General features: G+C 58.5%; 26 protein-coding genes and 2 tRNA genes. 18 read left to right on the top strand and 10 right to left on the bottom strand.

All coding sequences use genetic code 11. The annotated features are described in order from the left end of the window. The first annotated feature begins 78 nt into the window (after nucleotides 1-78). Genes AC1MEE_RS27330 through AC1MEE_RS27320 form a run of 3 tightly spaced genes read left to right on the top strand, consistent with a single transcriptional unit; the run spans nucleotide 79 to nucleotide 3,577 of the window. Complete coding sequence (locus tag AC1MEE_RS27330) at nucleotides 79-1,410, top strand: murein hydrolase activator EnvC family protein (protein ID WP_480412596.1); 1,332 nt, start codon at nucleotides 79-81, stop codon at nucleotides 1,408-1,410. A 36-nt stretch (nucleotides 1,411-1,446) separates the two neighbouring features. Continuing rightward, nucleotides 1,447-2,775, top strand: a complete 1,329-nt coding sequence (locus tag AC1MEE_RS27325; RefSeq protein ID WP_480412595.1) for a S41 family peptidase — start codon at nucleotides 1,447-1,449, stop codon at nucleotides 2,773-2,775. Nucleotides 2,776-2,779: 4 nt separating this feature from the next. Then, nucleotides 2,780-3,577, top strand: coding sequence for a divergent polysaccharide deacetylase family protein (locus AC1MEE_RS27320; protein WP_480412594.1), 798 nt, complete (start codon nucleotides 2,780-2,782; stop codon nucleotides 3,575-3,577). A gap of 110 nt (nucleotides 3,578-3,687) precedes the next feature. Here AC1MEE_RS27320 and AC1MEE_RS27315 read toward each other — a convergent pair whose 3' ends face one another. The 6 genes from AC1MEE_RS27315 to hisB form a co-directional block, all read right to left on the bottom strand. Next, nucleotides 3,688-4,488, bottom strand: a complete 801-nt coding sequence (locus AC1MEE_RS27315) for a substrate-binding periplasmic protein (protein ID WP_480412593.1) — start codon at nucleotides 4,486-4,488, stop codon at nucleotides 3,688-3,690. A 77-nt stretch (nucleotides 4,489-4,565) separates the two neighbouring features. Beyond that, nucleotides 4,566-5,336: an imidazole glycerol phosphate synthase subunit HisF gene (hisF, locus tag AC1MEE_RS27310; protein WP_480412592.1), complete on the bottom strand. Its 771-nt coding sequence runs from the start codon at nucleotides 5,334-5,336 to the stop codon at nucleotides 4,566-4,568. A 10-nt stretch (nucleotides 5,337-5,346) separates the two neighbouring features. Then, a complete protein-coding gene (gene hisA, locus AC1MEE_RS27305) occupies nucleotides 5,347-6,084 on the bottom strand; it encodes a 1-(5-phosphoribosyl)-5-[(5-phosphoribosylamino)methylideneamino]imidazole-4-carboxamide isomerase (protein ID WP_480412591.1) in 738 nt (245 codons plus the stop codon). 42 nt (nucleotides 6,085-6,126) lie between these two features. After that, a complete protein-coding gene (locus tag AC1MEE_RS27300) occupies nucleotides 6,127-6,384 on the bottom strand; it encodes a DUF2164 domain-containing protein (protein ID WP_480412590.1) in 258 nt (85 codons plus the stop codon). Next, on the bottom strand, nucleotides 6,384-7,022 hold the full coding sequence (gene hisH / locus AC1MEE_RS27295; protein WP_480412589.1) for an imidazole glycerol phosphate synthase subunit HisH: 639 nt from the start codon (nucleotides 7,020-7,022) through the stop codon (nucleotides 6,384-6,386). The genes AC1MEE_RS27300 and hisH overlap by 1 nt, the downstream gene beginning before the upstream one ends. Continuing rightward, on the bottom strand, nucleotides 7,022-7,615 hold the full coding sequence (hisB, locus tag AC1MEE_RS27290; RefSeq protein WP_480412588.1) for an imidazoleglycerol-phosphate dehydratase HisB: 594 nt from the start codon (nucleotides 7,613-7,615) through the stop codon (nucleotides 7,022-7,024). The genes hisH and hisB overlap by 1 nt, the downstream gene beginning before the upstream one ends. A 585-nt stretch (nucleotides 7,616-8,200) precedes the next feature. On the opposite strand from hisB, the gene AC1MEE_RS27285 reads away from it, so the two are divergent. The 15 genes from AC1MEE_RS27285 (at nucleotide 8,201) to AC1MEE_RS27215 (ending at nucleotide 22,363) form a co-directional block, all read left to right on the top strand. Next, the gene (locus tag AC1MEE_RS27285) at nucleotides 8,201-8,626 is read left to right on the top strand and encodes an acetyl-CoA sensor PanZ family protein (RefSeq protein WP_480412587.1); all 426 of its coding nucleotides are present in this window, start codon (nucleotides 8,201-8,203) and stop codon (nucleotides 8,624-8,626) included. Between the two features lie 82 nt (nucleotides 8,627-8,708). Further along, entirely contained in the window at nucleotides 8,709-10,928 is a 2,220-nt protein-coding gene (locus AC1MEE_RS27280) for an AsmA family protein (protein ID WP_480412586.1), read from the top strand. Beyond that, nucleotides 10,925-11,992 carry an A/G-specific adenine glycosylase gene (gene mutY / locus AC1MEE_RS27275; protein WP_480412585.1) on the top strand — a complete coding sequence of 356 codons (1,068 nt, stop codon included), beginning with the start codon at nucleotides 10,925-10,927 and terminating at the stop codon, nucleotides 11,990-11,992. Before AC1MEE_RS27280 ends, mutY begins: the two co-directional genes overlap by 4 nt. Continuing rightward, on the top strand, nucleotides 11,989-12,261 hold the full coding sequence (locus AC1MEE_RS27270) for an oxidative damage protection protein (protein WP_480412584.1): 273 nt from the start codon (nucleotides 11,989-11,991) through the stop codon (nucleotides 12,259-12,261). The genes mutY and AC1MEE_RS27270 overlap by 4 nt, the downstream gene beginning before the upstream one ends. 101 nt (nucleotides 12,262-12,362) lie before the next feature. Then, nucleotides 12,363-12,438, top strand: a tRNA-Phe gene (locus tag AC1MEE_RS27265). 167 nt (nucleotides 12,439-12,605) lie between these two features. Then, a complete protein-coding gene (locus tag AC1MEE_RS27260) occupies nucleotides 12,606-13,091 on the top strand; it encodes a hypothetical protein (protein ID WP_480412583.1) in 486 nt (161 codons plus the stop codon). A gap of 74 nt (nucleotides 13,092-13,165) precedes the next feature. Beyond that, on the top strand, nucleotides 13,166-13,549 hold the full coding sequence (locus AC1MEE_RS27255; protein WP_480412582.1) for a bacteriocin: 384 nt from the start codon (nucleotides 13,166-13,168) through the stop codon (nucleotides 13,547-13,549). 229 nt (nucleotides 13,550-13,778) lie between these two features. Continuing rightward, a complete protein-coding gene (locus AC1MEE_RS27250; protein WP_480412581.1) occupies nucleotides 13,779-14,321 on the top strand; it encodes a hypothetical protein in 543 nt (180 codons plus the stop codon). A gap of 633 nt (nucleotides 14,322-14,954) precedes the next feature. Continuing rightward, nucleotides 14,955-15,719, top strand: coding sequence for a transporter substrate-binding domain-containing protein (locus tag AC1MEE_RS27245; RefSeq protein ID WP_480412580.1), 765 nt, complete (start codon nucleotides 14,955-14,957; stop codon nucleotides 15,717-15,719). Nucleotides 15,720-15,724: 5 nt separating this feature from the next. Further along, nucleotides 15,725-16,927, top strand: coding sequence for a methyltransferase (locus tag AC1MEE_RS27240; protein ID WP_480412579.1), 1,203 nt, complete (start codon nucleotides 15,725-15,727; stop codon nucleotides 16,925-16,927). Between the two features lie 365 nt (nucleotides 16,928-17,292). Further along, nucleotides 17,293-17,368: transfer RNA gene (locus AC1MEE_RS27235), tRNA-Thr, on the top strand. A gap of 295 nt (nucleotides 17,369-17,663) precedes the next feature. Next, nucleotides 17,664-18,680, top strand: a complete 1,017-nt coding sequence (locus AC1MEE_RS27230) for an iron ABC transporter substrate-binding protein (RefSeq protein WP_480412578.1) — start codon at nucleotides 17,664-17,666, stop codon at nucleotides 18,678-18,680. Nucleotides 18,681-18,684: 4 nt separating this feature from the next. Continuing rightward, entirely contained in the window at nucleotides 18,685-20,313 is a 1,629-nt protein-coding gene (locus AC1MEE_RS27225) for an ABC transporter permease (RefSeq protein ID WP_480412577.1), read from the top strand. Then, nucleotides 20,310-21,395, top strand: coding sequence for an ABC transporter ATP-binding protein (locus tag AC1MEE_RS27220; RefSeq protein WP_480412576.1), 1,086 nt, complete (start codon nucleotides 20,310-20,312; stop codon nucleotides 21,393-21,395). Before AC1MEE_RS27225 ends, AC1MEE_RS27220 begins: the two co-directional genes overlap by 4 nt. Nucleotides 21,396-21,874: 479 nt before the next feature. Beyond that, complete coding sequence (locus tag AC1MEE_RS27215) at nucleotides 21,875-22,363, top strand: SixA phosphatase family protein (RefSeq protein WP_480412575.1); 489 nt, start codon at nucleotides 21,875-21,877, stop codon at nucleotides 22,361-22,363. Between the two features lie 86 nt (nucleotides 22,364-22,449). Here AC1MEE_RS27215 and AC1MEE_RS27210 read toward each other — a convergent pair whose 3' ends face one another. The 4 genes from AC1MEE_RS27210 to AC1MEE_RS27195 all read right to left on the bottom strand — a co-directional run bounded on the left by AC1MEE_RS27210 (nucleotide 22,450) and on the right by AC1MEE_RS27195 (nucleotide 25,232). Beyond that, nucleotides 22,450-22,650, bottom strand: a complete 201-nt coding sequence (locus AC1MEE_RS27210; protein ID WP_480412574.1) for a hypothetical protein — start codon at nucleotides 22,648-22,650, stop codon at nucleotides 22,450-22,452. A gap of 121 nt (nucleotides 22,651-22,771) precedes the next feature. Then, nucleotides 22,772-23,170, bottom strand: a complete 399-nt coding sequence (locus AC1MEE_RS27205) for a carboxymuconolactone decarboxylase family protein (protein WP_480412573.1) — start codon at nucleotides 23,168-23,170, stop codon at nucleotides 22,772-22,774. A 406-nt stretch (nucleotides 23,171-23,576) separates the two neighbouring features. Then, the gene (locus AC1MEE_RS27200) at nucleotides 23,577-24,419 is read right to left on the bottom strand and encodes an oxidoreductase (RefSeq protein WP_480412572.1); all 843 of its coding nucleotides are present in this window, start codon (nucleotides 24,417-24,419) and stop codon (nucleotides 23,577-23,579) included. A gap of 102 nt (nucleotides 24,420-24,521) precedes the next feature. Further along, complete coding sequence (locus AC1MEE_RS27195; RefSeq protein ID WP_480412571.1) at nucleotides 24,522-25,232, bottom strand: SDR family NAD(P)-dependent oxidoreductase; 711 nt, start codon at nucleotides 25,230-25,232, stop codon at nucleotides 24,522-24,524. Nucleotides 25,233-25,234: the final 2 nt, after the last annotated feature.

Below are 25,234 nucleotides of genomic sequence, written 5' to 3'. Positions count from 1 at the left end.
CCAGGGGCGTTTTTTTTGCAGCGCGCGGCGGGCATACTAGACTCTGCTCTCACTCTCTCTCTTGGTATCGCTCGCCCCATGCTTCGCGCCCTGATCGCCCTTGCTCTGATCTGCTTGCTCAACCCGGCGTTTGCCGATGAGCGCGCGCAAACCCAACAACAGCTGGAGGCCACGCGTAACGACATTACCGAGCTGAAAAAACGCCTCGGCGAATTGCAGCAGGAAAAATCCGGCGTGCAGAAAGACCTGCGCGGCACAGAAACCGAGATGGGTAAGCTGGAAAAGCAGGTGGAGGCCCTGCAAAAAGAACTAAAAAAGACTGAAAGCGAGCTGCAACGGCTCGACCTAGAGAAAAAAAAACTCCAGAGCGCACGCGTTGAACAGCAACGATTGATCGCGATCCAGGCCCGCGCGGCTTATCAAAGCGGTCGCGAGGAATACCTCAAGTTGCTGCTGAATCAGCAAAACCCGGAAAAATTCGCGCGCACCCTGACTTATTACGATTACCTGAGCCAGGCTCGCTTGGCACAACTGCACGGTTTCAATGAAACCCTGCGCCAACTGGCCAACGTCGAAAAAGACATCGATTTGCAACAGGCGCAGTTGCTGGTGCAAAAAAGCAGTTTCGACAGCCAGCGTGACGAGCTGGACAAGGTTCGCCAGGAGCGCCAGGCAGCGTTGGCTAAACTTAATCAGGACGTGAAAGCCCGCGATCAGAAGTTGCAGACACGCCAGCAGGAACAGACCGATCTGGCCAACGTCCTGAAAACGATTGAAGAAACCCTGGCCCGACAAGCACGCGAGGCTGAAGAAGCCCGGCAAAAAGCCTTGATCGCCCAGCAGGAAGCAGAAAAACAACGCCAGCGTGAAGAACAGGCCCGCGCCGTCGCGAAAAACAATAGCAGCAATAAAAACAGCAACACCAACGATGACGAGGCCCCGGCAAAACACCCGGTCAAGGCGCCCGGCGCGCTGGTTTCCAGTGCCGGCGTTTCCTACGGAGGACCTTTTGCCGAGGCACGCGGCAAACTACCTTGGCCTGTCGACGGTCGATTGCTGGCGCGTTTCGGTGAAACCCGCGGCGATGACGCCCGCACCAAGTGGGATGGCGTGATGATCAGCGCCCCTGCGGGCAGTCAGGTGCATGCCGTTCATGGTGGCCGCGTGGTGTTCGCAGACTGGTTGCGCGGCGCAGGGCTTCTGGTCATTCTTGACCATGGCAACGGTTTTTTGAGTCTGTATGGCCACAATCAGAGCCTGCTCAAGGACGCTGGCGACATTGTTAAAGCCGGTGAAGCAATTTCCACTGTAGGCAACAGTGGCGGTCAGGACACTCCGGCGTTGTATTTTGCTATTCGTCAGCAGGGTCGTCCAAGTGATCCGGCGCAATGGTGCCATGCTCAAGGATAAGCAGGTATCTACTTTAGGTTTAGGAGTTCGTTAGACATGCTGCATCTGTCCCGCCTCACCTCGCTGGCCCTGACTATCGCCATCATTATCGGTGCTCCTCTGGCGCAGGCCGCCGAGGCCGTCAAGCCAGCGGCACCAGCACCGGCAGTTGCTCCGGCCAACGCCAAAGCACCTTTGCCGCTTGAAGAGCTGCGCACCTTCGCTGAGGTCATGGATCGGATCAAAGCGGCCTATGTAGAGCCAGTAGACGACAAGACCCTGCTGGAAAACGCCATCAAAGGCATGCTCAGCAACCTCGACCCACACTCCGCCTACCTCGGCCCGGAAGACTTCCAGGAGCTGCAGGAAAGCACCAGCGGCGAGTTCGGCGGGTTGGGCATTGAAGTCGGTATCGAAGACGGCTTTATCAAAGTGGTCTCGCCCATCGACGATACACCTGCCTCCAAGGCTGGCGTCGAGGCGGGTGACCTGATCGTCAAGATCAACGGCGCGCCGACCCGTGGTCAGACCATGCAGGAAGCGGTCGACAAGATGCGCGGCAAGATTGGCGAAAAAATCACCCTGACCCTGGTGCGCGACGGCGGTGCCCCGTTCGACGTGACGCTGGCGCGGGCGACCATCCAGGTCAAGAGCGTCAAGTCGCAGATGCTGGAAAATGGCTACGGCTACATCCGCATCACGCAGTTCCAGGTCAAGACCGGCGAAGAAGTCGCCAAGGCTTTGGCCAAGCTGCGCAAAGACAATGGCAAGAAAATGAACGGGCTGGTCCTCGACCTGCGTAACAACCCTGGCGGCGTGCTGCAAGCAGCCGTGGAAGTGGCAGACCACTTCCTGACCAAGGGCTTGATCGTTTACACCAAGGGCCGCATCGCCAACTCCGAACTGCGCTTCTACGCCAAGGGGCAGGATGCCAGTGAAGGCGTACCGTTGGTGGTGTTGATCAACGGCGGCAGTGCTTCGGCCGCTGAAATTGTTGCCGGCGCGTTGCAGGATCATAAACGCGGCGTACTGATGGGCACCGAAAGCTTCGGCAAAGGTTCAGTGCAAACCGTGCTGCCGCTGGCCAATGACCGCGCGATTAAAATCACCACCGCGCTGTACTACACGCCTAATGGTCGTTCGATTCAGGCCCAGGGCATCGTGCCGGACATCGAAGTACGTCGCGCCAAAGTGACCAGCGAAGTGGACAGTGAGAACTACAAGGAAGCCGATCTGTCTGGCCACTTGGGTAACGGCAATGGCGGCGCGGACAAACCGACCCTCAAAACGTCGGCCGGGAAGAAAGCTCGTCCACAGGATGATGACTTCCAGCTGAGCCAGGCCCTGAGCTTGCTCAAGGGCTTGAGTGTCACCCGCGGCAACTAGCGCCATGCGCTTCTGGCTGCCAAAGCTGTTGTTGGCGTTCTCATGCCTGACCGGCGTTGCCCACGCAGCGCCGGTCCACCCGGCCAAGACCGACAGCGCGCCTCGCGTTGTCTATCTCAGCCTGGTCATCGATGACCTTGGGCAGAGCCCAATCGGCGATAGCCGTGCCTTGGCGCTCCCGGGCCCGGTCACGCTGGCCATCATGCCGGACACGCCCCACGCCACCGAGTTTGCCCGCGAGGCTCATCACGCCGGTAAAACCGTCATCCTGCACATGCCCATGGACCCGGCGACCGGGCCCTTTGCCTGGCACCCCGAACTCCCTCTCGACGAACTGGCAAAACGCCTGAACGCTGCGCTGACCGCCGTGCCTTATGCCGCCGGTATCAACAACCACATGGGCAGCCGCATGACCGCCGAACCGCTGGCCATGGCCTGGCTGGTGGCAGAACTGCAACGCCGTCATCTGTTTTTGCTCGACAGCCGTACCAGCGCCAAAACCGTCGCCGCCGCTCAAGCCCAGCGCATCGGCCTGGCGAGTCTGTCGCGGGATGTATTTCTCGATGATGAACGCACCACGGAAGCCGTTACTGCGCAGCTGAATACGGCGATCGCGCTGGCACATAAACAAGGCTCAGTGGTGATGATTGGCCACCCCTACCCCGTCACCCTCGACGTACTGGAACGCGAGTTGCCACGCCTCAAGGCGCAAGGCATCGAATGGATAGAACTGCGCCAGATGATCGGCCTGCGCGGTAATCAGGCGATGGCGGCGCATGGCAAGGATGGGGTTTATCGCTGATACCGCGTTGGGCCATTCGCAGGCAAGCCTGCTCCCACAGTAGATTGCATTCCTCTGTGGGAGCAGGCTTGCAACTACGCGTCCCGCTGCGAAAGCGGTGTATCTATCTGCTACAGATACCGCCCCATAATCTGGGCTACCAACCCTTCAGCGCGCATCTGGTCCAGCGCTTTCTGCAGCTTGGCGACCACCTCGTCCGGCACGTCCTTGTTCAGTGCCAGGAACAACTCGGCGCTGTTGAAGCGCAGCACCGTCTTGAGACCTGTGACGCCCTCCTGCCGAGCCAGATAACGACCGGCAGGATCGCCTGTGGCCCACAAATCGATCTGACCATTGACCAGCTTCTTCGCGTTGTCCTGATCGCGCAGCACCACCACCGGGTTCAGGCCATCCGTGGTCAGTTGCTCGGAGATCGCGTCGCCTTTGTATGCACCGATCCGATATTTTTTCGCCTGCTCCAGCGTGGTCAACGCGATGGCGCTGTCGGGCCGGGCAAGCATGATCCAGTCGTCCGGACCGATAGGGCCGACCCATTTGAAAAGCTTTTCGCGCTCAGGCAGGCGCGCGGTGACGAATACACCGTAACCGGGCTGTTCCAGAGCAAGCTTGTAGATACGGTCCCATGGGAAGCGCAGGGTCATGCTGTAGCCGACCCCGGCGCGCTTGAAGGTTTCGCGCAGAATCTCAGCGGCGATGCCTTCGATTTTGTCTTCTGGTGCGAAGTTTTTGCCATCGACCGCCATGTTGTAAGGCGGGAAATTTTCCGTCAGCAAGACCACAGAATAGGTGGGCGGCTCTTCACTAGGTGCAGCTTCACGGGCGGCAGCTTCACGGGCGGCAGCTTCGCTGTGGGCGACACCTGCCAGCAGAACACCCACGCTTACGAATGCAAGAAGAAGACGTTTGAACATGTGCTATCCCCTGTCCACGGCAGTGGACAGAGTGCCGCGCGCCATGACTGATGTCCAGTAGCCATCAGCCTGTTTGCTCAGCGAACCACAATGCCGCGTTTGGCCATATACGCTTTGGCTTCCGGAACGGTGTATTCGCCGAAGTGGAAGATGCTCGCAGCCAACACCGCACTGGCGTGCCCTTCCAGCACGCCGGCTGCCAGATGCTCCAGATTGCCGACACCGCCAGACGCGATCACCGGAATGCCCAGCGCATCACTGATCGCACGGGTCACGCCCAGATCGAAGCCGTTTTTCATGCCGTCCTGATCCATGCTGGTCAGCAGAATCTCGCCGGCACCGAGCTCTTCCATCTTCTTCGCCCACAGCACGGCATCCAGGCCCGTCGGCTTGCGTCCGCCGTGGGTGAAAATTTCCCAGCGCGGTGTTTCGCCCGGCAGGGAAACTTTTTTCGCATCGATGGCGACCACGATGCATTGCGAACCGAAGTGCGCCGCTGCTTCGCCGACGAAGTCCGGGTTGAACACCGCAGCGGTATTGATCGATACCTTGTCCGCACCGGCATTGAGCAGGTTGCGGATGTCCTGCACGGTACGCACGCCACCGCCAACGGTCAGCGGGATGAACACCTGACTGGCCATGCGCTCGACGGTATGCAGCGTCGTATCACGACCATCGACGCTGGCGGTGATATCTAGAAAGGTGATTTCGTCCGCGCCTTGCTCATCGTAAAGACGGGCAATTTCCACCGGGTCGCCGGCATCACGGATGTTCTCGAACTTGACGCCTTTGACCACTCGACCGTTGTCGACATCGAGGCAAGGGATAATGCGTTTCGCCAGCGCCATGAGTCGCTCCTTAGCCTTGGTATCTGTCGCAGAAGGCTTGCGCCTCAGCAACGTCGAGGGTGCCTTCGTAGATCGCGCGGCCCGTGATTGCACCGATGATCCCCGGTGCCTTGGCATCCAGCAGGGCTTTGATATCCCCCAGATTGTGAATACCACCGGACGCGATCACTGGAATCCGCGTCGCCGCAGCCAGTGCCGCAGTGAACGGGACGTTGCAGCCCTGCATCATGCCGTCTTTGGCGATGTCGGTATAAACGATGGCCGAGACGCCGTCCGCTTCGAAGCGCTTGGCCAGATCGATCACCTGAATGGTGCTGATTTCAGCCCAACCGTCGGTGGCAACGAAGCCGTCTTTAGCATCCAGGCCGACAATGATCTTGCCAGGGAACGCGCGGCAAGCCTCGGCGACGAACGCTGGGTCCTTGACCGCCTTGGTGCCAATGATCACGTAGCTGACGCCGGCTTTGACGTAGTGCTCGATGGTGTCCAGCGAGCGAATGCCACCGCCGATCTGGATCGGCAGCTGCGGGTAGCGCCTGGCGATTGCAGTCACCACGTCACCGTTGACTGGCTGACCTTCGAACGCACCGTTCAGATCGACCAGATGCAGACGACGGCAGCCGCCCTCTACCCACTTGGCGGCCATGCTCACCGGGTCATCGGAGAACACTGTTGAGTCTTCCATGCGGCCCTGGCGCAGACGCACACAGGCACCGTCTTTAAGATCGATAGCGGGGATAATCAGCATCTGGCAAACCTTCAAATTCGATTTTTCAGCATCGCTCGGAAATCAGTTTTTCTCGAGCGCCCACAAGTCGCTTTCGATGCTCTCGAACCTCTCTTTGAGGTGCGCCTGCACATCGAAAATCGCCCTGTTGTAATAATGCGGAGCAATTTCGCGGGTAAACAGCTCAAGGATTTCAGCCGCCTCGAACGAACCAAGGTCCAGTTCGAAGCGATCTGCCATGAAACGCTTGATCTTGTGATTCGCCTCACTCTCCTGTTCAGGTGTGAGGGTCAGGATCGGCGGTTTGGTTTTCTTGCTCATTACCAGCGACCGTCCCAGGCGGCGAAGTTCTGCAACAGTTGCAGGCCATGGGTATGGCTCTTCTCCGGGTGGAACTGCACGGCAAACCGCGAACCGTCGGCCAGCGCGGCAGCGAAATCAACGCCGTAATGCCCGCGGCCCACGACCTGTCGCTGGTTGGCGGCATCGATGTAATAGCTGTGCACAAAGTAGAAACGCGCCAGGTCCGGGATGTTGTGCCACAGAGGATGATCCACCGCCTGCGTCACTTCATTCCAGCCCATGTGCGGCACTTTCAGATGCTCGCCGTCTTCGTGTAAATCCTTGCCGAAGAAACGCACCTGGCCTGGGAACACGCCGATGCAATCGACGCCGCCATTCTCTTCACTGCGGTCGAGCAGGGCTTGCATGCCGACGCAGATGCCGAGGAAGGGGCGATCCTGGCTGACTTCACGCACCAGCTCATCGAAGCCAAGGCGACGAATCTCCGCCATGCAATCGCGAATCGCGCCGACACCGGGGAATACCACCCGGTCGGCTTCGCGAATCACCGTGGCGTCGCTGGTGATCATGACCCGACCGGCGCCGACGTGCTCGAGAGCCTTGGCGACCGAGTGCAGGTTACCCATGCCGTAATCGATAACCGCGACCGTCTGCATCAGAGTACGCCTTTGGTCGATGGCATTTGCCCGGCCATGCGCTCATCCAGCTCCACCGCCATGCGCAGGGCACGACCGAAAGCTTTGAACACGGTCTCGATCTGGTGGTGGGTGTTGTGCCCACGCAGATTGTCGATGTGCAGGGTGACGTTGGCGTGGTTGACGAAGCCCTGGAAGAACTCCTGGAACAAGTCCACATCGAAGCCGCCCACGGTAGCGCGGGTAAACGGTACATGCATCTGCAAGCCAGGGCGGCCAGAGAAGTCGATCACCACCCGCGACAATGCTTCATCGAGCGGCACGTAAGCATGGCCGTAACGACGAATGCCTTTCTTGTCGCCAATCGCCTTGCTGAAGGCCTGACCCAAAGTGATACCGACGTCTTCCACCGTGTGGTGGTCGTCGATATGCAGGTCGCCTTTACTTTCGATATCCAGGTCGAACAGCCCGTGCCGGGCGATCTGGTCGAGCATGTGTTCAAGGAAGGGGACACCGATATTGAATCGGGCCTTTCCGGTGCCATCCAGGTTGATCGAGGCTTTGATCTGGGTTTCCAGAGTGTCGCGCTCGACGGACGCCTTACGTTCGGCCATCACCAGCTCCGCAAAATCATTGGGCGAAAAAGGCAAGCATTATAGGCCCAGAACCGGCCGGCATGAAGCAAACAGAAGAAGGGAAAAGAAGATCGCGGGTGCAACCGGTCGGATGTACCCGATCAGAGCGCACTCAGCCAAGAAAAATGAGTCGTGTAAGAGGGCCCGCCCCGTCTTCGACGCCGCGCTGTCGCGCAGCAAACACGGTCAATTGTAGGAGCGCGCTTGCCCGCGATCGGCTGCGCAGCAGTCGCAAAATCGGCGAACTTGATTCTGGCAGTAGAACTGTGCTCCGCATTTTCGGGACCGCTTCGCGGTCCATCGCGGGCAAGCGCGCTCCTACAAAATAATCTTTTTATTTCAAATGGTTATGCATTGTTTGATAGGAGCTGCCGAAGGCTGCGATCGGCTGCGTAGACGGGGCGGGATCTCCTGACGGCGTGACGAAAGACGCAACAGGACCGGCGAACGGCGAGCGGTTAATATCTGTCAACCGCATAGAAAGCAATCTGATATCACCTTTTTCGCACCACCCGTCCATATCCACTATTCTCAAAGCCAAGTCTGGTTGATCGAGGAAACGTAATGCCGATCGTAGTCGAGTCCATACACGCAGCCACCTATCAGGACCTGGAGGATCTGCAGAAAATTTATCGCGATGCACCGGCCTGGCTCCTTGCACCGTTCAGCGATAGTCAGTCATTGATCGACGCAGGCCTGAGCGAGGGCACCCTGCTGGCGGCGCGTTTCAATGACCGGTTACTGGGCGCTGCCCGCCTGCAACGCAAGGCCGACATCTGGCATTTGTCGCAGCTGTGCGTGCGCAAACTCACCCGTCGCCGTGGCGTGGCAGAACGCCTGCTTGTCGAGGCGCAAAAAATGGCTCTTCAAGCGGGTTGTGAACTGCGCTTGCTCGCGCCTGTCGGACATCTTGAAGCCCAAGCGCTGGCGGCAAAGTTGCATCTGCCACTGGACCCGCAACAGGCTCAAAACCAGGGTAGTGATACCTGAAGGCATCCGGAGCCCTGTCCCCATTTGAGGACGCTATACTCGCGGGCTAAATTTTGAATGATTCAATTACAAGGACTCGCCTATGAAAGCGTTCGGCAAAATCCTGGGTCTGGTGGTTCTCGGGCTGTTGCTGGTCATCGTGGCTCTTGGCTTTGCCTTGACCCATTTTTTTGATCCCAACGACTATAAAGACGAGATTCGCCAACTGGCCCGCAACAAGGCCCACCTGGAGCTGACCCTCAACGGCGACATCGGCTGGAGCCTGTTCCCTTGGCTCGGCCTGGAGTTGCACGACGCCAGTGTGGCGACCCTGACCGCCCCGACCAAACCCTTTGCCGACCTGCAGATGCTCGGGCTTTCCGTTCGCGTCTGGCCGTTGTTGCGCCGCGAAGTGCAGATGAGCGACGTGCGCGTCGAAGGCCTCAACCTGAACCTGACCCGCGATGAAAACGGCCATGGTAACTGGGAAGACATCGGTCGCCCGGCGCCCTCCACCACACCGCCGCCATCCGGACAAAGTGCTGCTGCAGAGCCTGCACAGGCAGCACCTGAAAAAGCCTCGTTACCGATCAAGCTGGACATCGACAGCCTGACTATCAATAACGCCCGCATCGACTACAACGATGCCAGGAATAATCGGCAATTCACCGCTGAAAGCATTCAATTGAGTACCGGCGCGGTGCATGAACGAACGAATATCCCGATAAAGTTCACCTCGTTCTTCAGCACCAATCAGCCGGTGATGCGCACCAAGACCGAACTGGTCGGGCAACTGCGCTTCGATCGTGCACTCAAGCGCTACCAATTCGAAGACATGCGCCTGTCCGGCGAAGCATCGGGCGAACCGCTGGACGGGAAACCCCTGACCTTCTCCGCGCAAGGGCAACTGCTGGTGGATCTGGCGGCCAATGTCGCGGATTGGAACGGCCTGAAACTCTCGGCCAACCAACTGCGTGCCCTCGGCGAATTGCATGTTCGTGACCTGGACAAAACGCCGCAACTCAGCGGCGGCCTGTCCATCGCGCAGTTCAACCTGCACGACTTCCTCGAAAGCATCGACCAGCCGGTGCCCGAGATGGCCGACGGCAGCCTGAGCAAAGTCGAAATGGTCAGCCGCCTCACGGGCAGCCCGACCAGCCTGGCCTTCGAAGACCTCAACCTGAAGGTCGACGACAGCACCTTCACCGGGCGCCTCGCCGTCGACGACTTCGCTAAACAGGCGTTGCGCGTCCAGCTCAAGGGCGACACCTTCGACGCCGATCGTTATCGCCCGGGCAAATCCGAAGCGACCAAAAGCGCAGGCGTCGCGCGTAAAGCCGAAGTAAAAAGCAGCGAAACCGCAGCCCTCGCCGCAGGTGCCGGCACCACACCGCTGCCGAATGCGCCGACTCAAGTCGCGTGGAGCACCAACAAATTGCTGCCGCTGGAGCGCATGCGCAAACTCGACGTCCAGGCCGATCTCGATTTCGGCCTGCTGACCATCGACAAATTGCCGATCCAGAATGCCGTGCTCAAAACCCAGGGTCTGGCCGGGCAGATCACGCTCGACAGCCTGCACGGCGATCTCTACAACGGTAATTTCGAAGTCAAAGGCAGCCTCGACGTGCGTCCCGACGTACCGCTGATGAGCGTGCAGACACGCATCGCCAAAGTGCCGGTCGAACACTTCATCCAAAGCCAGGACCAAAAACCACCGGTCAAGGGCCTGCTGACGCTGCACAGTGACCTGACCAGTAAGGGCAACAGTGAAAAGGACCTGATCGACGGGCTCAACGGCACAGCCAGCTTCATGCTCAACGACGGCGTGCTGGTCAACGCCAATCTGGAGCAACAGCTTTGCCAGGGTATCTCCAAACTCAACGGCAAAACCTTGAGCAGCGAGCCGCGCGGCAGGGACACACCGTTCCAGCAACTCAACGGCAACCTGGTCTTGCGTAACGGCGTCGCCAGCAACCCGGACCTCAAAGTGCGGATTCCGGGCTTGACCGTCAACGGCAATGGCGACATCGACCTGCGCGTGCTGGGTATGGATTACCGGATCGGCATCGTCATCGAAGGCGACAAGAGCGAAATGCCTGACCCCGCATGCCAGATCAACGAGCGCTATGTCGGTATCGAATGGCCGGTGCGCTGCCGAGGTCCGCTGGAGTTGGGGGCCAAGGCTTGCCGTGTGGACAACGATGGGCTGGGCAAGGTCGCGACCAAACTGGCAGGCGACAAGCTAAACCAGAAGATCGAAGACAAGCTCGGCGACAAGGCCCCACAGATCAAAGAAGCACTTAAAGGTTTGTTCAAACGATGAAACCCGAGCAATTTTCAACGGCCGTACTGGACTGGTATGACCGTCACGGCCGGCACGACCTGCCTTGGCAACAAGGCATCACGCCGTACCGGGTATGGGTTTCGGAAATCATGCTGCAGCAGACCCAGGTCAGCACCGTGCTGAACTACTTCGACCGGTTCATGGACGCCCTGCCAACGGTGCAGGCCCTGGCCGATGCGCCGGAAGATGAAGTGCTGCACCTGTGGACCGGGCTGGGCTATTACACCCGTGCGCGCAATCTGCAGAAGACCGCAAAAATCGTGGTCGCGGACTACGCCGGCGAGTTTCCCCGGGACGTCGAAAAGCTTACCGGGCTGCCCGGCATCGGCCTCTCCACTGCGGGCGCCATTGCCAGCCTGAGCATGGGCCTGCGCGCGCCGATCCTCGACGGCAACGTCAAACGCGTGCTGGCGCGCTACACCGCCCAGGAGGGCGACCCCGGCGAGCCGAAGGTCGCCAAACAGCTGTGGGCCAACGCCGAGCGCTTCACGCCGCAAACGCGGGTGAACAACTACACCCAGGCAATGATGGATCTGGGCGCGACCCTGTGCACCCGCAGCAAGCCAAGCTGCTTGCTCTGCCCGCTGGAAAAAGGCTGTGAAGCGCACCTGCTGGGGCTGGAGATTCGCTACCCGATTCCCAAACCGCGTAAAACCATCCCGCAGAAACGCACGCTGATGCCGATGTTCGCCAACCGCGACGGCGCCATTCTGCTTTACCGGCGCCCTTCCACAGGGCTCTGGGGCGGTCTGTGGAGCCTGCCGGAGCTGGAACACTTCAGCGATCTGGAACATCTGGCGAGCCAACATGCGCTGGAGCTGGGCGAACACCACGAGCTTCCGGGCCTGATCCACACCTTCAGCCACTTCCAGTTGTCCATCGAACCCTGGCTGGTACAGGTCGAAGAGTCCAGACATCACGTGGCCGAGGCCGACTGGCTCTGGTATAACCTCGCCACCCCGCCGCGCCTGGGCCTCGCCGCCCCGGTGAAGAAGCTGCTGAAACGCGCAGCCGACGTATTGAATGCAGGAGAGTTGTCATGACCCGCACCGTGATGTGCCGCAAATACAAAGAAGAACTGCCAGGCCTTGAACGCGCCCCGTACCCAGGCGCCAAAGGCGAAGACATCTTCAACCATGTCTCTCAAAAAGCCTGGGGTGACTGGCAGAAACACCAGACCCTGCTGATCAACGAACGCCGCCTGAACATGATGAACGCCGAGGACCGAAAATTCCTTCAGGTCGAGATGGATAAGTTCCTGTCCGGCGAAGAATACGCCCAGGCCGAAGGCTACGTCCCCCCCGAGAAATAACGCTTTCCAGCCAGTGTGGGTCGTAAGCGACGGTAATAATTCAAATTTTTTAAAAAACACGCTTGACGACCCCCTGAAAAAAACGTCTAATGCGCCCCGTTGCCCAGATAGCTCAGTCGGTAGAGCAGGGGATTGAAAATCCCCGTGTCGGCGGTTCGATTCCGTCTCTGGGCACCATAAATACCGAAAAACCCCTGCATCGAAAGATTCAGGGGTTTTTTATTGGGCGCTGTTTGTAGACCGACAACACAGAGGCCGACGACGGTCCCTTTGCTATTCAAAAGGTATGCGCTTCAATAGCCGCCCAAAAGGCACCTCCCCTGCCCTCATCAGGACCCACGCTCATGGCTTCGCCAGAAAAACAGCAAAAACGCGCCAAGCGGGCGAAAACCAAAGCCAGGCAGAACCGTTCAGGCAAGCCCGCACAGAGCCTCGTCCACCCCGTCCTCGCATCGGCTCTGGTCAACGAGCCGTTCGATGACGTCGAGATCGACCTGAGCACGTTCGATTTCAAGGACATCCTCGAGAACGGCTTCGATCCGGCCGACTTCGATGATCTGTACCAAGCCATGAAAGCCGCCGAAGCCATCAGCCAACTGGCGATGTGCGTGGTTTTTCTTCAGTACCCGGTTCTGGAGTTGGTCATTGCAGAAGAGGAAGAAGAGAACGCCACCGACTTCCTGATGAGCCTGCTCATCATGTACAGAGCGATGTTCTACGGCGAAGACGAAGACGCTGCCGTTGCATGGATGGAAAGCCCGGCATTCCAGGCTGACTACAACGAGGCGTCGCGGATTCTGCAGGAAAAAAATAAGTCGCCGTCTCGCTGAACCAGATCCATCAAACAGGCTCCAACAGCCTGCCCTACCCCATTGCACCTTCCTTTTCCTTTGAGGTTCGTAACATGCGTACAACACTTTCTGCCCTTACCCTCGCCCTCGGACTGCTGGCCGCGCAAAGCGCCATGGCCGGTAGCGATCTCAACGCCGCTCTCGGCGGTGGTGTTGGCGGCGCGCTGGGTAATGTCGTCGGCCAGAAAATGGGCGGCAGTACAGGCGCAGCGCTGGGTGCCGGTGTCGGCGGCGCAGCAGGCGGTGCGGTGGCAGCCAAAAAAGGTCACAAGACCTCGGCGGCACTCGGTGGCGGACTCGGAGCGGCGGGCGGCTCGCTGCTCGGTAACAAACTGGGCGGCAAGACGGGCGCCACCGTTGGCGCAGGCCTTGGCGGCGCAGCAGGTGGAGCCATTGCCAACGACATGTCCAGCGGCAAAAACAAAAAGCGCGACTGATCGAGCTCACCTGAAGCACACAAGAAACCCGCCTGGTGCGGGTTTCTTGCTGTATGCAGCGCGGAGAAATAACCCGACAGCCTGCTCAGAACCCTCGCAACGCCAGGATCGACAGGTAAATAAGCAACACGCTGCATGAGCGTCAGCATAACCGCGCACACCTCGTTTTTTTACTCCCTGGTTTTGCTAGTCTTTAGCTTTTCCGACCACGAACAAAAGGAGTGCAGTCATGGCATCCCTGAACAAGCAGCAGAAAAGAGCCCAGCGGGCGAAAGTCAAAGCCAAGCAGCAACGGGTGGCGCGCAGTGTGCGACCTGCCTTTGCGCCTGACGATGCTCCATTCGATCCTGATTACCTCCCTTACGGCTTTGACGACGACGTGCTTGATGACCAGGACTTGTTTGAAGACGACGACTTGTTCGGACCTGAGGAAGAAGCACTTCTGTTCGACATGATGAGTGAGCATTTCGAAGAGCTGAAAAAAGCGGAATCGATCAGCCAGTTCGAGATGCTTTTGGCCTTTCTCAGAGGCCCATTGGCGCTTGCCGCGCTTGCAGACGAGGCTGTAGATACCGAAACCGCGGCGTCGGGCCTTGCGGTCATGCTCGCTCGCTACTGGCAATGGGCAGACGGCATTGACTTGGCTCGTTCCCTCAAGCGGATGGAGGAGCCCGACTTTGTAAATGATTTCACCAAAGCTTTTCAGATCGTTGAACAAGAGACCGCAGAATTGCTGGCGGCCGAACCCGATCTACTTGACCCGCCTGAGTAAACCGTCCTCAAAACAAAACGGCCGCAATCATCATTGATCGCGGCCATTGCGCTCAACTTAGCCTGGGTGACGATTTGAGATAATGCTTATCAGGCCCGAAGCAAACCCCCAGTAAAATGGCCTTCTTTCTGGTTTTTTTAGAGATAGTTCATTTTTCGTTCTATTAAATTTTCAGCCAAACGCTGACTCCCTGTAGGAGCTGACTTGTCTGCGAGAAGGGCCGAAGGACCTTCCAGCGGTGGTGAATTCACCATTTTTACCAGCGCTTCGCACTGGATCGCAGACAAGTCAGCTCCTACACCCTCCGGGCAGAATCGGGACCGAGTTTGCTGCGCGACAGCGCCGCGTCAAAGACGGGGCGGAATCTCCTATCAAACTGGGGGCTTCACCGGATCGGGTGGGCCACCAACAGCGAAAACACATAGAATATGTGTGAGTTCCACACATAGCTGCGGTCAAGCCCGCCCTGGAAGCTGGTAACGAAGCGGGCTTTGCCGTCAAGCGTCCACCGAAGTAGTGTTCCTGCATCAGGGCTTCGCCTCAGAAAAAGGATCGACGAAGCCGGTGCTGGAAAGCCGCTGTCGACGCGGTGTAAACAAATCATGTCCAGCACGCGCTAACGGAGCAACCCGAATGCAGACGTATAAAAAGTTTTTCCTGGCCGCTGTCGCCACCCTGGCCTTCGCGACCAGTGCCCTCGCTGCAGACAAGTTGAAAATGGGCATTCAAGCCGCCTACCCTCCGTTCAATAACAAGGACGCCAGCGGCCAGGTGGTGGGCTTCGACGTCGACATCGGCAATGCCCTCTGCGCCAAGATGAAAGTCGAATGTGAAATCGTCACCTTCGATTGGGACAACATCATTCAGGCCTTGAACTCGAATCAGTTCAATTTCCTGATCTCGTCGATGTCGATCACCAACGACCGCCAGCAGGTCGTGGACTTCACCGATCCGTACTACTCCAACAAGCTGCAATTCATTGCGCCGAAAGCCAGCGAGCTGACCATCGACAAAGCCACCCTCAAGGAAACCTTGAACGGCAAAATCATCGGCGCCCCACGCGGAACGCTGGCTGCGGCCTGGCTGCAAGATAATCTGGGCGACGTTGCTACCATCAAGCTGTATGACACCCAGGAAAGCGCCTACGCCGACCTGAGCGACAGGCATCTGGATGCGATCCTGACGGACAAGTTCGTCAGCTACGAATGGCTCAAGAGCGAGGCCGGCAAGGCCTATGAGTTCAAAGGCGCACCGGTACTCGACAACGATAAGATCGGTATCGCCGTCCGCAAAGGCGATCCGCTGCGTGAGCAACTGAATGCAGCGCTGAAAGAAATCATCGCCGATGGCACTTACAAGAAGATCAATGACAGGTATTTCCCATTCAGTATTCTCTGACTGGCGTGCTTCAGGACGAGCAGATTCGTGCACGCTTTCGAGCACTGGACGACTTTCTGCTCACCCATCAGGCCCTTTGGCGGCCGCGACCGTTCACTCATCGGCAGTTGCCGTGGGAGCGTCAGCATGCCGAAACGGCTAGCTGGCTTCGCTCACGCTCGCTGGCAGAGGCGGAAGCCGCTCACAACCATCCTGAACAACTGGCAGCCCCTTCGCCTTTTCCACAACTGGCGGCTGAATCCACTGCACTGAGCAAAGTCGGCCAACTGCCCAAGGCAACGCTTGATCCGGTCTCGACGCGCATGAGCGTCGACGTGCCAGGTCGCAAATGGCAGCAGATCGAAGCCTTCGCCGGTTGCCTGCAATTTCATCGAACACCTGAACATTGGCTTGACTGGTGCGCCGGCAAAGGACATCTCGGACGGCGGCTGGCTCACGGCGGCCAGGCCCTGACCTGCCTGGAATACAATCCGCAGCTGGTCGCTGCCGGCAGTCAGCTCAGCCAGCGACTGGGCATCGAAGCCTCTCACCTGCAACACGATGTACTGGCCATCAATACTGGCGATTACCTGCAAGCCCGGCACACGCCCGTGGCCCTGCATGCGTGCGGTGATCTGCATGTGCAGCTGATGCGCCTCGCCAGCGACGCCGGTTGTGCACAGATGGCGATTGCGCCCTGCTGCTACAACCGCACCAGCGCCGCTGAATATCAAGCGCTCTCCGCTGCTGGAAAGGCCTCGGCGCTACGACTGTCGCTGGAAGACCTAAGCCTGCCCCTCAGCGAAACCGTCACCGCAGGCGCTCGCGTGCGGCGCCAGCGCGATACTTCGATGGCTCGCCGCCTGGCGTTTGATCTGCTTCAGCGAGCACTGCGCGGCATAGACGAGTACCTGCCAACACCCTCCCTGCCTGTTGCCTGGCTGGACAAACCCTTCGTCGACTACTGCCGCGACCTCGCCGCACTGAAAAATTTACCCGCGGTTGGTCAGCAGGATTGGTCAGCACTCGAAGCCGCAGGCTGGCAACGTCTGGCCGAAGTACGAAACCTTGAGCTGGTTCGTGGCCTATTCCGCCGCCCCCTGGAGCTATGGCTAGTGCTCGACCGCGCGATTTATTTGCAGGAGCGAGGCTACTCCGTACAGCTCGGGCTTTTCTGCGCAAGCGACGTGACACCGCGCAACCTGATGCTCCTCGCGGAACGTGAATAACCCGCCGCCCTCCTGACGCGCCTGTGGATAACTCTGTTGATGAAAATCCGACGAGCGCACGGAAAACTTGGCTTGTTAGCGAAATCAGTCACTGATCATTTTTTACTCATGCTTTAAACGGTCGTAAAAACAGCAGGTTGCAACTGTTTGAGAACTGTTCCACAAAATCGGCATTCCAAGCTCCATTTCCGACGCGGCTTGTGCATAAGCATTGCGGCGAAAGTGAATAAGGCCGGTAAAGGCTCGCCCCACAGGTTAGAGCGGCGTTGACCGTCGAGCAGAAGGCAGGAAGATATTTTTGCAATCGAATCAGTCAGCTAGGGGTTTACAACCCAAAAAAACTGGATATACTCAGCGCCCATCACGCCGGTATAGCTCAGTTGGTAGAGCAACTGACTTGTAATCAGTAGGTCCCGAGTTCGACTCTTGGTGCCGGCACCATACAAAACGAAGGCTCGCAGAAATGCGGGCCTTTGTTGTATCTGCGACACGTACAAATCGGCGCACAGTGATTTCTGCCGATTGCGCCTCGCCCCAGTCCTCGCAGCAACCGGCAGGAGCAGCTTCCCCCGACCGCTCAAAGGGCAGTATATTCAGCAGCCTGATTCGTATTGATATGGCAGTTATTAATGCAAACAATTCTTATTGTCGTGTATGATCGCAGCGCTTGGTCACCGAGACGTCTGTGGCAGGCACCCGCTTAATTCTTCCAAAATCTTTAGGAGCTGCCCTTAGGATGACTTCTCGTAACTCTTCTTTTGCCAAAGTGGCATTGCTTGTTTCGGCCCTTGTGGGCGCAAGCAGTGTTTATGCTGCACCCAGTGCTGACGGCATCGTTGTTTACAACGCCCAGCACGAAACCCTGACCAAGGCTTGGGTAGCTGGCTTCACCCGTGAAACCGGGATCAAGGTCACTGTGCGTAACGGCGACGACAGCGAAATAGGTAACCAGATCATCCAGGAAGGTGCTGCCTCCCCAGCCGACGTTTTCCTGACTGAGAACTCGCCTGCCATGGTCCTGGTAGATAACGCTGGCCTGTTCGCGCCAGTGGCTCCGACCACGCTGTCTCAAGTGAACTCGGCCTATCGCCCGGCCCACGGCAAGTGGGTCGGCATCGCGGCCCGTTCGACCGTGTTCGTGTACAACAAGGACAAGCTCTCCGCAGCAGACATGCCCAAGTCTCTGCTTGATCTGGCCAACCCGAACTGGAAAGGCCGCTGGGCCGCCTCGCCAAACGGCGCAGATTTCCAGGCCATCGTCAGCGCTCTGCTTGAGCAGAAAGGCGAAGCGGCAACGCTGGACTGGCTGAAAGCGATGAAAACCAACTTCGTCGCCTACCGTGGCAATGGCTCAGTGCTGAAAGCAGTCAATGCCGGCCAGGTCGACAGCGGCGTGATCTACCACTACTACAGCCTGGTGGACCAATCCAAAACCGGCGAGAACAGCAAAAACACCGCCCTGTACTACTTCAAGCACAAAGACCCGGGCGCGTTCGTCAGCATCTCCGGTGGCGGCGTCCTGGCTTCCAGCAAGCACAAGGAAGAAGCTCAGGCTTTCCTGAAGTATGTGACCGGCAAAGAAGGCCAGGAAATCCTGAAGACCGGCACGTCGTTTGAATATGCCGTGGGCCAGGATGCGCAATCCAACTCGAAACTGGTGCCGCTCGCAGAACTGGATGCCCCACTCGTGGATGCCTCCAAGCTCAACAGCAAAAAAGCGGTCGAACTGATGACTCAAGCAGGGCTGCTATAACGTGATGGCGGAGCAAACTTCCAGTGCCGTAGTCGAGGCACCCGAACCTGCAGGAACAGCCGATGCGGTGATTCCAGCCTCCGCCCAGAAAGGACGGCCCCGCTCACCCGGCGGCCGTCCTGCTACATGGGTTGTCGTGACATCCGTTCTGATTTCGTTATTGGCGCTCTTGCCACTAGGATTCGTCGTCGGCATTTCTGTCCAGACCGGTTGGGCCACCATCGTGGAACTGGTCTTCCGGCCCAAGGTCGGGGAATTGCTGATCAATACCGTGCTGCTCGTCGTGCTCACGGTCCCCCTATGCGTTGTACTCGGCGTGGCGCTGGCCTGGCTGACCGAGCGAACCGACCTGCCCTTCCGCCGCATGTGGTCACTACTCGCTACCGCCCCCCTGGCGATACCGGCTTTTGTGCACAGCTATGCGTGGGTCAGCCTGGTGCCCCCCATTCATGGACTGTTTGCCGGGGTACTGGTATCGGTCATCGCCTATTTTCCCTTCCTCTATTTGCCGGCTGCCGCAACATTGCGACGCCTCGACCCCGGCATTGAGGATGTGGCGGAGTCACTGGGTTTGAAGCCGTGGGCGGTATTTTTCCGCGTCGTGCTCCCCCAGTTGCGCCTGGCGATATGGGGCGGCGCCTTGCTCGTTGGACTGCATCTACTGGCCGAGTATGGCCTGTATGCCATGGTCCGCTTCGACACCTTCACCACCGCCATCTTTGACCAGTTCCAGTCGTCCTATAACGGTCCGGCGGCCAATATGCTGGCCGGAGTGCTAGCACTCTGCTGCCTGGTCATGCTGACCTTTGAGTCGGCTACGCGCGGTAAAGCCCGTTATGCACGGGTTGGATCTGGCAGCGCGCGTCAACAGCGCACCTGCCTCATGGACCGCAAGACCACAGCCATGGCACTGCTGCTACCGGTACTGACAACGGCATTGGCGCTGGGCGTACCGCTGATCACCCTGGCCAAATGGCTTATTTCAGGCGGAACAGACGTCTGGCACATGAACGACATCCTGCCAGCACTGGAGCAAACCCTGATCCTGGCCAGTACTGGCGCACTCATCACTACCTGTGCCGCAGTCCCCATCGCGTGGTTGTCCATTCGATCACCAGGGAGACTCCATCGCCTCCTGGAAAGCTGCAACTATATCGCCAGCTCATTGCCCGGCATTGTTGTGGCGTTGGCACTGGTGACTGTCACCATCAAATTTGCCCGTCCGATTTATCAAACCGCGATTACTGTACTGCTGGCTTACATGTTGATGTTCTTGCCCAGGGCGCTGGTCAATCTGCGTGCGGGCATCGCCCAGGCCCCCGTGGAACTGGAAAACATGGCCCGCAGCCTGGGCCGTTCACCCGCCCAGGCACTCTGGCTGATTACCATGCGTCTGGCTTCACCGGGCGCTGCCGCAGGCGTCGCGCTGGTCTTCCTGGCCATCACCAATGAACTGACCGCCACTCTGCTGCTCGCCCCCAACGGCACGCGCACGCTGGCAACCGGCTTCTGGGCCATGACCAGCGAGATCGACTATGCCGCAGCCGCCCCCTATGCGCTGATCATGGTCGTCCTTTCACTTCCGTTGACATGGCTTCTTTACCATCAATCCAGACGCACGGCAGGCCGATGAGCTCTCTTGAACTACACGCTATCTGCAAATTCTTTGGCGCACTGCCTGCCGTAGAAAACGTCAACCTGTCGGTACCTACAGGCAGCCGCACGGCCATTGTCGGTCCTTCCGGCTCGGGCAAAACCACCCTGCTGCGGATGATTGCCGGATTTGAGTTTCCCGACTCAGGCAGCATCACACTGCATGGCAAGACCCTGGTCAACGGGTCTACCGAGGTACCGGCACACCAGCGATTGATTGGATATGTTCCGCAGGACGGCGCACTTTTCCCGCACATGACGGTTGCCGCCAATATCGGTTTCGGGCTTTCAGGCAACGCGGCCTCGAAACTGCATCGAATCGCTGAACTGATGGAGATGGTCGCGCTGGACCAACGCATGCTCCCGCGCTGGCCTCACGAGCTTTCCGGTGGTCAGCAACAACGGGTAGCCCTGGCCCGCGCCTTGGCCCAACGCCCCAAGCTGATGCTGCTGGACGAACCGTTCTCTGCCCTCGACACCGGCCTGCGCGCCTCCATGCGCAAAGCGGTTGCGCAATTGTTGGCCGAAGCCGGTGTGACCACCATTCTTGTGACCCACGACCAGGCCGAAGCCCTGTCCTTTGCCAATCAACTGGCCGTCATGCGTCAAGGCAGGCTGATTCAGGTCGGACCTCCCACGGACCTTTACCTTCGTCCCCGCGACCAAGAAACGGCACTCTTCCTCGGCGACGCAGTAGTGATACCCGCCATGGTTGAAAATGGCTGGGCCACCTGCGAACTGGGAAACATCCCCGTCGGTGACAACACACACCATGGCGCGGCTCAGATCATGCTGCGCCCGGAGCAGATCCAGCTATCCAGCCAACTGCCCTCCCAAGAGCGGCCGGATGGATGCCTGGGCATCGTTACAGAAAGCGATTTTGGCGGCAACGCCTGCATGCTGACGGTCAAACTGAAAGCGACGACTCAATCCGCTAATGGCCAGCCAATGAACCGATCCCTACTGGTTCGCAGCCCCAGCATCCATGCCCCGGCCGTCGGGAATACGGTTCTCATATCCGTCGCTGGGTATGCGCATGTTTTGGGTAATGGTGCGTGCTGAGGTAAGAGGTGGGTGCGCGGCAGCGTGAAGGGCTTGTGGGGTTAACAGGTAGATGTGTTATCCGTGGTTCCGGGTTCGATTCCTGGTGCCGCAGCACCACATCAAGCTCCAGAGCGATTCACTGAAAGCTCGAACGCCCCTAAAACCCGCCCTTTGGCGGGTTTTTTCGTTCTAGAACCCTCCGTCGGGGTCCAACAAAATCCCCTTTCCCGAGGGTATGTTAGGGGTACTGCGATTTTCCGGTCAGGAGCGCGTACCTCTTCGTCAAACCCAACGGCGTGAAGACCTGGCGCTTGAAATACACCATGCCCAGCGGCAAGGAAGGCACGCTCATTATTGGCAACGAGTCCATTCCATCGAGTCAATATTTCTGAGTCAGCACACCAGAGGGCGCGCCCCGATAAGGCGGTGTGGTGATTTAATTTAGATTAATCACTACGACCCCTTTGGTCGGATTTTCCGAGGATACCGGAGGCGGTATGAAAATGTTATTTCTCATTCGCCATGCCAAGTCGAGTTGGGATGACGCTGCGCAGCCCGACAAAGACCGCCCATTGAACGATCGCGGCAAACGCGACGCGCCTAAGATCGGTGAGCGCTTGGCAAAGCGCGATCTGAAGCCCGATCTGATCCTGTCGAGCCCGGCCGTGCGTGCGCTCGAGACGGCGGAGATCATCGCCAGGAAGCTCGATTACCGGCGCAAGGACATAGTCGTGGACGATCGGCTGTATGCCGTCGAGGCGAATGACCTGCTCGAGGTCATCCGCACGCTGGGCGACCGGCTGAAGTCAGTGATGATCTTTGGCCATAACCCCGCGTTGGTCGAACTCGCGCAGCGGCTCTCCAGCGAGATCACCGACATGCCAACGTGCGCCGTCGCCGAGTTCAGGTTCGATGCGAAGTCGTGGTCAGAAATCGGCGAGATCGAGCCCGCACAAGTGGCCCTTGACTATCCAAAAAAATCCTAGGGAAATTCTTATATGGACGGAAGATCAGGGGGCGTCGTGATTTAGTTCAGATCAATCACTACGACTCCCTTGGCCCTATCCACTTCTCAGAGGTCATTGTTCCCAGATGCCGCTCCCGCCTGGGGCCCTTTGCCGAGAAAGGGGGCGGTTTCCACTTCCAGCATCAGCAACACCATTTCCGTCAACTCGGCGTCGGACTTCTGTCCCGCATAGAGGTCATGGAGTGCTTTGGCGAAAGGAATGCGCAGGTCTTGCTTTTCTTCGCGGGCGGTATCGCTGTATTGCATTAGTTCGCCGATGGCTCGCAGCACAGCCGCTTGCCACCGAGCGGTGGTCCTCGGACCATCGCTGGTGATTGCAAGCAACTTATCCTTCGTCAGTTGGCGAAGGGCTGGTTCCCGCAACGGCTTAAGCGGCCTTGGGTTGCGAGTGATCTTTGACATACCGGACGATACTCAACGTCTCCTGCCGGAACTGCTCGTAGTCAATCTGCTGGGCGTTAATAAAGGTGCTGCCCATCATGGTCAGCGAGCCCATAAAGCTGGCTTCGGAAATTTCCTCGTCACTCGCGCCAAACAAGCGCGCGGCTTCGGTATGGAACAGGGCGCAATACTTACAACGGGTCGCCCCGGACACCGCCAGACCTATCAACTCCTTGTACTTATTAGGAATCTTGGTATCCGCCAGCCAAAAATCCCGGGCCACGCCCCAGAATCCGATCGCTCCGCCTTCCGGCATCTGCTTAATCCACTCCGGTACCTGACCGAGGGTCTGTTCAATTTCCCGATAAGTATCATGAATGGCCATTTGACACCTCCTTGCCTCTCTGGAGACATCTGCTCCAAAGGCATAACTAGTTTAGTTCGCTGGCAGCCATGCCAGAGCCGGCAGCAGGACGACTCCAGCAGTGATTTTTTAAACATCGTAGAAACAACAGGATGCATTTAGATTTTTTTGGCGCAATGACGTACCACTAAGTACCTGGAGTTATCAAGCTTGGCGGGGTGGCTCAGAGACGATACAGGGGCGTATTGATTTAATTTGGATAATCACTCCAGCCCCATTAGTTCCCTCATATACGCATTGTTAGAGGACATTACCAGCCTGCAAATTGGTGCGCTAACCGCTGGAAGGTCGCCGATTGCGGGCGATCCTCGGGGGCTACTCCAGGCAGGACGTCATGGTTTGAATCCTTATGCGGTAGGGTTTTCGATCAGTCGAAATCCGTCGATTCCGAGAGGTGTTCCCAGGCGTCGATTTCCGCCTGAAGACACGCGATTTTTTCGCGCACCAGCATCACCGCATCCTTGCCAAGCAACAGATGAACGGGCGGCTTTTCAGTGGCGACCAGGGTCAACAACGCCTGCGCCGCCTTGTGCGGATCGCCAGCCTGCTTGCCACTCTTCTCTTCACGCGCCTTGCGGACCGGATCGAAAACCGGGTCGTACTCACTCAAGGTGCGACCCGAACGGATCATCGAGCGACCCGCCCATTCGGTACGAAACGAGCCAGGCGCCATGGCGGTCACGTTGATACCCAAACTTTCCACCTCTTTGGCCAGCACTTCGCTGATGCCTTCGAGAGCGAATTTACTGCCGCAGTAGTAGGCGATGCCTGGCATGGAGATGAAGCCGGCCATGGAGGTGATATTGACGATATGCCCGCTATGCCGCTCACGCATGCCGGGCAGTACCGCCTTGATCATTGCCACCGCGCCAAACACATTGACGTCGAACTGGCGCTGCATGTCAGTCAGCGGCGACTCCTCGAGAATGCCTTCATGACCATATCCGGCGTTGTTCACCAACACGTCGATCCGTCCCACATCGCGCAGGATATCGGCCACCAGCGGCTCGATCGCCGGATAATCGGTGACGTCGAGCACGAACGCTTTGGCGCGATGGGCGTCCAGCGCTTCGAACGCGGTACGCTCGGCCTCGCGCCGCACCGTGCCAACCACCGTATGGCCCGCCGCCAGCGCCGCTTGCGAAAAGGCAAGGCCCAAGCCTGAACTGACGCCGGTGATCAGGAAAACCTTGTGTACGTGAGTGCTCATGTTGCGCGCTCCAATGTACTGTTCATGGCCGTAAACCCTTGAGCGTGCCTCCAGGAAAATGGCAGCGCCGTCGACGTTTATCGACGACGCTGCGGACAGGTCTTAGTGACCGGCGCTCTGACCGCCATCGACGTGCAGGATTTCGCCGGTGACAAAGCCGGCGGTGTCCAGATAAACGATGGCCTGGACGATGTCGCTGATCTCGCCCATGTGTCCGACCGGGTGCAGCTGCCCCAGCGCTTCATGGGTTTCTACGCCGTGCATCGGGGTTTTGATGATGCCGGGGGAGACCGCGTTCACACGAATGCCGCGCTTGGCGTACTCGATGGCCAGGGATTTGGTCGCAGAGTTGAGGCCACCTTTGGTCAACGACGCCAGTACCGACGGCACACCTTCGATGGCGTGGTCCGCCAGGGTGGTGGTGATGCTGACGACGTGGCCGCTGCCTTGTTTTTCCATCTCGGTGATCGCGAGTTGGGAAATGTAGAAGAAGCCACCGAGGTTCACCGCCAGCACAGCGGTGTAGTCAGCGGGGGTATAGCTGGTGAACGGCTTGGCGACGAAGATCCCGGCGTTGTTGACCAGGGTGTCGATACGGCCAAAACGCGCCATGCCTTCACGAATGACTCGCTCGGCGGTCGCCGGGTCGCCAATGTCGCCAGCCACGGTGAGAATGTCGGGGTCGGTGGACGGTTTGATCGAACGCGAGGTGGCGACAACCCGGTAATCGAGATCACGGAAGGCCTTGACCACTGCGGCGCCGATACCTTGGGATGCGCCGGTGACAACAATGACTTTTTTCGTATTGTTCATGA

Source organism: Pseudomonas sp. ASL3, from assembly GCF_056680425.1.
This window is presented reverse-complemented; position numbering and strand designations above follow the sequence as displayed.